This window comes from Collinsella sp. AM12-1 (assembly GCF_003472325.1).
Classification (GTDB): Bacteria; Actinomycetota; Coriobacteriia; order Coriobacteriales; family Coriobacteriaceae; genus Collinsella.
In genome coordinates, this window is the sequence record NZ_QRLS01000005.1 from 120,414 (window position 1) to 127,430 (window position 7,017).

At 56.7% G+C, this 7,017-nt stretch carries 8 protein-coding genes and 1 tRNA gene; 6 read left to right on the top strand and 3 right to left on the bottom strand.

Annotation, left to right across the window (positions count from 1 at the left end):
• The first annotated feature begins 1 nt into the window (after window position 1).
• Window positions 2-1,216, top strand: a complete 1,215-nt coding sequence (gene coaBC / locus DW136_RS04080) for a bifunctional phosphopantothenoylcysteine decarboxylase/phosphopantothenate--cysteine ligase CoaBC (RefSeq protein ID WP_233546534.1) — start codon at window positions 2-4, stop codon at window positions 1,214-1,216.
• 80 nt (window positions 1,217-1,296) lie between these two features.
• Window positions 1,297-1,373 (top strand) — tRNA-Pro (locus DW136_RS04085).
• Window positions 1,374-1,907: 534 nt separating this feature from the next.
• Here DW136_RS04085 and DW136_RS04090 read toward each other — a convergent pair.
• The gene (locus DW136_RS04090; protein WP_158571434.1) at window positions 1,908-2,729 is read right to left on the bottom strand and encodes a DUF6273 domain-containing protein; all 822 of its coding nucleotides are present in this window, start codon (window positions 2,727-2,729) and stop codon (window positions 1,908-1,910) included.
• Window positions 2,730-3,111: 382 nt separating this feature from the next.
• Here DW136_RS04090 and DW136_RS04095 point away from each other — a divergent pair, with 382 nt between their 5' ends.
• The 4 genes from DW136_RS04095 (at window position 3,112) to DW136_RS04110 (ending at window position 5,991) form a co-directional block, all read left to right on the top strand.
• Entirely contained in the window at window positions 3,112-3,360 is a 249-nt protein-coding gene (locus DW136_RS04095) for a hypothetical protein (protein ID WP_117716125.1), read from the top strand.
• A 2-nt stretch (window positions 3,361-3,362) separates the two neighbouring features.
• The gene (locus DW136_RS04100) at window positions 3,363-4,781 is read left to right on the top strand and encodes a hypothetical protein (RefSeq protein WP_118289133.1); all 1,419 of its coding nucleotides are present in this window, start codon (window positions 3,363-3,365) and stop codon (window positions 4,779-4,781) included.
• Window positions 4,782-5,334: 553 nt separating this feature from the next.
• Window positions 5,335-5,739, top strand: coding sequence for a hypothetical protein (locus DW136_RS04105; protein ID WP_117629395.1), 405 nt, complete (start codon window positions 5,335-5,337; stop codon window positions 5,737-5,739).
• A 12-nt stretch (window positions 5,740-5,751) separates the two neighbouring features.
• The gene (locus DW136_RS04110) at window positions 5,752-5,991 is read left to right on the top strand and encodes a hypothetical protein (protein WP_117629396.1); all 240 of its coding nucleotides are present in this window, start codon (window positions 5,752-5,754) and stop codon (window positions 5,989-5,991) included.
• A gap of 12 nt (window positions 5,992-6,003) precedes the next feature.
• Here the strand turns inward: DW136_RS04110 and DW136_RS04115 are convergent, their stop codons facing one another.
• A complete protein-coding gene (locus tag DW136_RS04115) occupies window positions 6,004-6,300 on the bottom strand; it encodes a hypothetical protein (protein ID WP_117629397.1) in 297 nt (98 codons plus the stop codon).
• A 141-nt stretch (window positions 6,301-6,441) separates the two neighbouring features.
• Window positions 6,442-6,870: a hypothetical protein gene (locus DW136_RS04120; RefSeq protein ID WP_117629398.1), complete on the bottom strand. Its 429-nt coding sequence runs from the start codon at window positions 6,868-6,870 to the stop codon at window positions 6,442-6,444.
• Between the last annotated feature and the right edge of the window lie 147 nt (window positions 6,871-7,017).

Consider the following 7,017-nt stretch of genomic DNA (forward strand, 5'->3'; position numbering starts at 1 on the left):
GATGACGGCGGCATCCAACAATTCAATGCAACTTGAGGGAAAAACGATCCTGCTGGGCATTACCGGCGGGATCGCCGCCTATAAGTCGTGCAATATCGTGCGCCTGCTGCAAAAGCGCGGCGCACGTGTCAAAGTCGTTATGAGCGAGCATGCCACGGAGTTCGTGGGCCCGCTCACGTTCCGCGCGCTCACCAATGAGCCGGTCGCGGTTGGGCTATTCGACGACCCCTCCGACCCCATCCACCATATTTCGCTGGCGCAGGAGCCCGATTTGGTGGCCGTGGCGCCCGCGACGGCCAATATCATCGCCAAGATGGCAAACGGTATCGCCGACGACCTCATCTCCACCACGCTGCTTGCCACACCGCGACCCATCGTGGTCGCACCCGCCATGAACAACGGTATGTGGAAGGCGCCGGCGACGCAGGCCAATATGGCCACGCTGCGCGAGCGCGGTGTCCACGTGGTGGGGCCCGGCAGCGGCTACCTTGCCTGCGGTGACGTGGACACGGGACGCATGAGCGAGCCCGAGGGCATCGTCGAGGCCGTCTGCGAGGTGCTCAACCCCGTCCCGCAAGACCTGGCGGGCAAGCGCGTCGTGATTACCGCCGGCCCCACGCACGAGCCGATTGACCCTGTGCGCTTCATTGGCAACCGGTCGTCGGGCAAGATGGGCATCGCCCTGGCGGGGGAGGCCGCTCGCCGCGGCGCTGCGGTCACGCTTGTGCTGGGGCCGACATCGCTCGACGTGGGCCGCGGCGTGGAGTGTGTGCGCGTGCAGACCGCAGCAGATATGCTGCAGGCGGCTCTGAGCGCCTTTCAGACGGCCGATGCGGCCATTTGCGCGGCCGCCGTCGCCGACTACACGCCTGCCGCCCCTGCGGACCACAAACTCAAAAAGGCCAACGAGCGCCTGGACCACATCGAACTGGTCGAGACGGTTGATATTTTGGCCGAGCTTTCACGCCAAAAGGGAGAGCGGTGCGTGATCGGCTTTGCGGCCGAGACCGATAACGTCGTGGAGTACGCACAGCGCAAACTTGCCCGTAAGGGTTGCGATGCGATCATCGCCAACGATGTCTCGCGCGCTGATTCAGGCTTCGGAACCGATACCAACAAGGCCTGGATCGTGAGCAAAGCGGGTACGCAAGAACTTCCCGTACTAACAAAACCCCAGCTTGCAGATACAATTTTGGACTTGCTTCAAAATTTGTAAAAAAGTTCTTGCACAAGGGCAAAGTTTCGGGTTAATATACTCCCTGTTGCGAGCGAGAGCAGAGCAACAAACAAAAGCTTCGGGACGTGGCGCAGCTTGGTAGCGCACTTGACTGGGGGTCAAGGGGTCGCTGGTTCGAATCCAGTCGTCCCGACCAGAAGTTTGCAGGTCAGGCACCTAGTGCCTGACCTTTTTTGTTTTAAGCAATTGCTTAATTTTGATTAAGCAACAGGGTGCTAAAAATCTACCTACGCGATATTCGCCTTTTGCGGCTACTTGCGCGTTTTGCACGCGCTTGAGCCGATTTATTAACGCGATATGAATCTACATACGCGTAGCTGGTATACAGCCGAGTACGGGCTGTATTTATCGCGGCGATTTACACAGATATAGCGACTGTAACGGACAAGCGTGTCGCTGTATTTATTCCAGTAGTTCACTTGACCGGTGGACAAGTGAGCGGTTGCAACGAAACGGCAAGCGGGATGGGCCCTATACGAGGGCGCCGCAGAGGTAATAGAGGTGAAGTGCGGCAGGCGCTCTGAGAGGCGCAGTACGACCCCTTTTTCCTCGAACCGACTACCTTTGTACCATGAACCTCAAATTGTTCAAGTAATCGCCAAAAGAAAGGCCCGCGCAGGATTGCACGGGCCTTTCACTAGACAAACTAGAAGACAAGCTAGAAGACAGGTTAAAAACACCAGGCGAGGAATATGCAATACGAGTACGTCGCGCCGTAGTCGTTATAGTTACCGTTGCTATAGATACAGCGGAAGTACGCGGAGCCGCTCGGATCCACGGAGCGCGTCCAGTGATAAAAGCTCGACGACACCCCTGAATGGTTCGAGTACGTCACGCCCTTGGATTTGTAGTACTCGTACTGGGTACCGTCGGTCTGGCGGTCTCCGTAGATCTCGGTCATCGAGAGCAGGAAGACTTTATCGGTCGTGGCCGATGGGGCGCTGGCACTGCCACCACCCTTGTTATCGGTCATCTTCGTGACGGCCTTCGCCTTGGACTGGAGTTCGATCGGTAGGAGCGACCAGAGGTCACCGGAATTGAGGCGGCCGCGGATCTCCGATTTCTCCCAGCCGCCGGCATTGGTGCTCGTGGCGTTCATTCGCTGCTCGTCCATGGCAGTGTTGGTTACCTCGAACGTGAGCCCAGCCTTACCGGAGCCGTCCCCGAGGTCATCGTGGTTGATACCGATGATGCGATACTCGAGCGTCTTGCCGTTCGTCAACTTCATCGAGAACTTCGTCCCCGCGTCCATCGCGGCCTTCGCCTTTGCGTACGCCGGCGACGCCTCGCCCTTGGCGGCGATGTCCTCGGCCACGGCCTCCTGCTCGTCGAGCGTCCAGTCCTTCGCGTCCTTGGCGACAGCCGCCTGGACGGTCGCGGAATCGGCTCCCGCAGAGCCGCCGCCGGTTGCGCCGCCCTCGACCCCGCCGGTCGTCCCATTGCTCACCGTGTTGCCGACCAGGTTGAACTGGTTGCGGATGGCCCCCGCCACGCCGGGTCCCGCGAACACGATCACCAGGCCGATGATGGCGATGATCAGGACGTACTCGATGATAGATTGGCCTTGGAGGCGGGTTCTCCTAGGAGATACCCCCCCCCCCCCGAAGGTTAATTGCCGCTGCATGCATTTGCGGCTCCCTTCGCTCAGGGTTTGTAGATACATCGCCGAGCGTAGGGCTATTTCAGATTTCTGCATCGGTCTTGCCGCAGCGGCAAACGTAATTAACTAAACGCCTTCGCGGCGCAATCAACCGCTCACTCAATCGAATTTGTTGCTCAACAAATTCGCAGGTGAGGACAGTAGAATTGGTGTTATCGGAAGTGACGGATGACCGCCGGTGTCGAAGCTGGCGGCCGAGAAGAAAGGACCGAAAATGAGAACTATGGAGCTGATAATCTTCTTCCTGCCTCTCCTGGCGATCGCCGCCAACATCTGCGGCGTGGCGGAGCTCGTTAAGATTGCCAGGGCCAAGGGGCATTACACCAATGACGCGGGAATCCTCTGGTTCATCGGCCTTTTCGGCACGGCGCTCATGGTCGGCCTGATCGTCTGCGCACTGCCAGACCGAGCTGCGCCGGCGCCCAGCGCAAAAACGGATGAAGACGCCCTGCCCGAGGTGTAGACATGTCAAAGTACAAGATCGTCTACCGCGACGCCAACCCCTCCTGGCAGGAACTCTGCCCCGTCAGGGTACTGGCCGTCCAGGTCTCCAGGGACACCGAGACGGGAGCTTGCTTCCTCCAGACAAAGATCGTCAACGTATCGACGAAACCCATCAGCCGCATAGAGTTCACGGTCGGGCTCGAGGGCGAGGGAGGGGAGACGGAGAACGTCGACTTCTCGCTCCTAGATGCCGACCTGCCCGCCGGCGAGGTGCTCAGGCCCAAGGCGGTGAGAATCAAGCTGTCTGTTATCACCGGCTCGCGTGCCGTTGTGACCCGAGCGGACTGCGAGACGTCCTTCGACGACCCGGTCGACATCGATAACCCCGCGCCACTCGCGCTCAACGGAATCGAGGAGTCGGAACGCGATGTCCTGCTCTCCGAGATGGGCGCCGATGCCTGCAAATGCTCGGGTGTCCATTCCGAACACGAGGGATGGTGGCAGTGCGGCTGCGGGGCGGTGAACCTCAAGCGCGGAACCTGCTGGAACTGCGGCGCCGTGCGCGAGAAACTGGCGGATCTGGAAGATGCCGCGTTCCTGGATGAATCCAGAAGGGACAGGGTCTACAAGACGAGCGTCGCGATACTCGAGAAGGGCAACAGGAAGGAAGCTGAGGCCGCAAAGGAAAGCCTCGAGAGGCTGGCCGAGCAGGGATACGGGGACTCGGGCGAGAAGGCAAGAGAGGCCGGCGCGAAGATTGCGAACCTCTCCAAAAGGAGGAAGAAAATAGCCGTCGCGGCTGTCGCGGGCATCGTCCTGCTTGCCGTCATGGTCGCCATCTCGCCCCTGCCGTCCATGCTCGAAGCAAGGGCGGACATGAAGGCGGAGCAGGAGAAAATCGAAAGCGTCGCGATTGAGCAGACCGTCGAACTGGGAACATATTCGGGCGAGCTCTCGGCTTATACAGGAAAGGATATCGAGGGCCAACCGATTGAATGGATAGTCCTCCACAAGGAGGGCGACAGGGCTCTCCTCATGACCGAGCATTGCATCGATGAGATGGAATTCAGCGAGAATGGAGACGTATGGGACTTCAAGTCAAGCTCGCTGTATAGGTATCTGAACGGACCCTTCAAAGAATACGCCTTCAACGATGCCGAGCGCGGGATTTTAGCAGGCGACGTAACGATTCTAGACTCCTGGAGCGATTACCTTAGCGAGGATAATATGTACGCGACTCTAGCCGGCACGGACGTCCCCGAGGCATGGTGGGCTTCCGATATAGAGAAATGCGAAGACGATTCATATGGGGCTTACTACGCCGGTCAACCCTTGACTAGTTACATTGACGAAGAAGGTGGCATCTCCTGCGGCGACCTCGGCAGCACGCAGGATTCGACTCTCGGAGTTCGCCCAGCCATCTGGGTCAAATTGAATTAGCAATCGATTTTTCCATCGGTTAAATTGTGAAGGTGGCTTCCGAACCATCGGGAGCCACCTTTATGCGTTCACTTGAACTTGGCTATTGCCGTGCCTTGGGAAGGATTACGCCGGGGGCATTCTTGTTGGAGTTGCCATGCAGTGTATTCGGGCTGACGTTTCAGTCGGAACAATCCAGATGAAGACTCCGGCACTGCTCAAACATTCCCGTTTAGTCATATACGTCACTGAAATCGCACTTGGCACCGAGACCAGTTACGTCCACATCCGCGTCCGGAACGAATCGAAGCGGTATCCCGTTTCAAAACGAAGCCTCGGTCCATGAAGGAGACTTTCCCATATACATAGATTAAGATAAGACCGTGTATGACCAATATGAACTTGAGCATATTCCGTCCATATTCATACTGGATGATCAAGGAAACATCATCGGCTTATCCGAAGGAGAGGAAGAACCTCTTGCCTTATTAAAGAAATACGCCAAATACAACGGATATAAAGCGGAAGGAGGCGACATCAAGTAACTATCAAAGGCCAGATTAAGGAGCCAGCCATGAAGAAATGCCTGCTCTCCATCGTCTCAGCAGCTCTTTGCCTCTCCCTTGTCATGACACCATTTGTGCCCGTTGCGGCAGCCTATGCCGACGAGGGGTCTCCCGCCGAGAGCAGCGAAATCTACGTCGGAGACAACTACGACGAAAATTACGATATATCCCTTTTTGAGCGCGGACGCTGCACGGATTCATATTCCAAGGCGTGGTGCGATTCTCACGGATTTGCAAATAACCGCACCGTCCCTCACAAGGTCAAGCTGAACGTGAAGGAGGAGTCTTGCCTGCGCGATCCCTACCTTGCTGGCACCGCTGAAGTTATCGCCGGTCTCGTGACAACCGGTCCTGGCGGCGGCTTGTTTGCAACCGCAATGACATCGTGCCGACTTTTCACTTGCATGTTCTAAAAGGAGGTTGCCATGCTGTCGCAAAATCAATCGAGATACTTGACCACAATCGGCTTTGCCCTGCTTGCATTACTCTTTGCTAGCGACCTTTTGCTGAAACCGCCCAAGGAACTCGTTTTGCTTGCCATAGACTGCCTTTCCGCCCTTTACTTTACGGCAACCCTATTCGTCGGACTAAAGGAGAGGAAAAAAGGCGCAGTCGTCGCATCCGCCGTATGCTTGATCATAATCATTGCATCATTCTTTATCTGACACGTTGGTGATTTAGGGGCGATATCGTAGGAATACGACCGGGAGAGTCGGGACCAGATTGCCCGGGTTGCCCGGTCGGCTCGCGCGACGGTGCGGCGGTTCCACAGAAAGCTCTCCGGACTTCACGCCGTTTCTGATCGCATTGTAGACAGCCATCTCGTCTTCGCAGTCGGCGAGCACGCGGTGTGCGTCGTCGTTTTGGATGTCCAGTAAATCTCGAAGGTCCTCCATGCACCAGCGTCCGAGATTTGGCCATGCGCGTTGCGCGAGCTGATAAGTGTCGATTGCGATGTTGTAGTTAAAGTCCAAGCCAATGCCGTCCCAGGCAGAACGGCTTTGTTTCCTTGATTATCAACTTCATCCGGACACTTCCCGCATTCATCCGTGTGTGTACGGATGAATGCGGGGTTCAATACCCCGGCGGTCTGATCGGCAGGCCGCCGGGAACTCTCACTCCTCGATAAAAGCCGGCACCCGGTTAGTCCTGCGCATCTTGAAATTGCCATTTTCGTGGGAGACGTAGAGGATGCCGTCCATCCCGTCTCGCGATGCATATGAAAGGTGAACAGAACCGCAATCCGCTCCATCATTGTCGAGAAGATCGAACGAATTCGGGTCGCTCGTTGCGGCCAAACGACCACTCATACAAGAACCATCGTCATTACAGATTTGCCATTCCATGTCTTCGCCTGCAAGAATCGCCATAGACGGCCTGGTCGCGCCATCGTTGACATACATCCCGTCTATGCCAAACCCATTTTCAGCGCCATCGATGAACGACTGCTCGGACCTATACCTCGCAAATGATGCACATAGCACCATTGCAAGACAAAGTACAAAGCCAACAATCGCTATCTTTGCATAGCTCTTGCCTATCATGTCATTCACCTCCCTCGTATGTATCGAGGTATTCCTGCTTGAGCGCCTGCGAGGACGACTCGATCTTTTCCACGAGCGCGCCGGCCTCGATGAAGTAGAACGAGTCGGTGAGGTCTGCCAGGTCGTCGAGCAGATGGCTTGAAATGA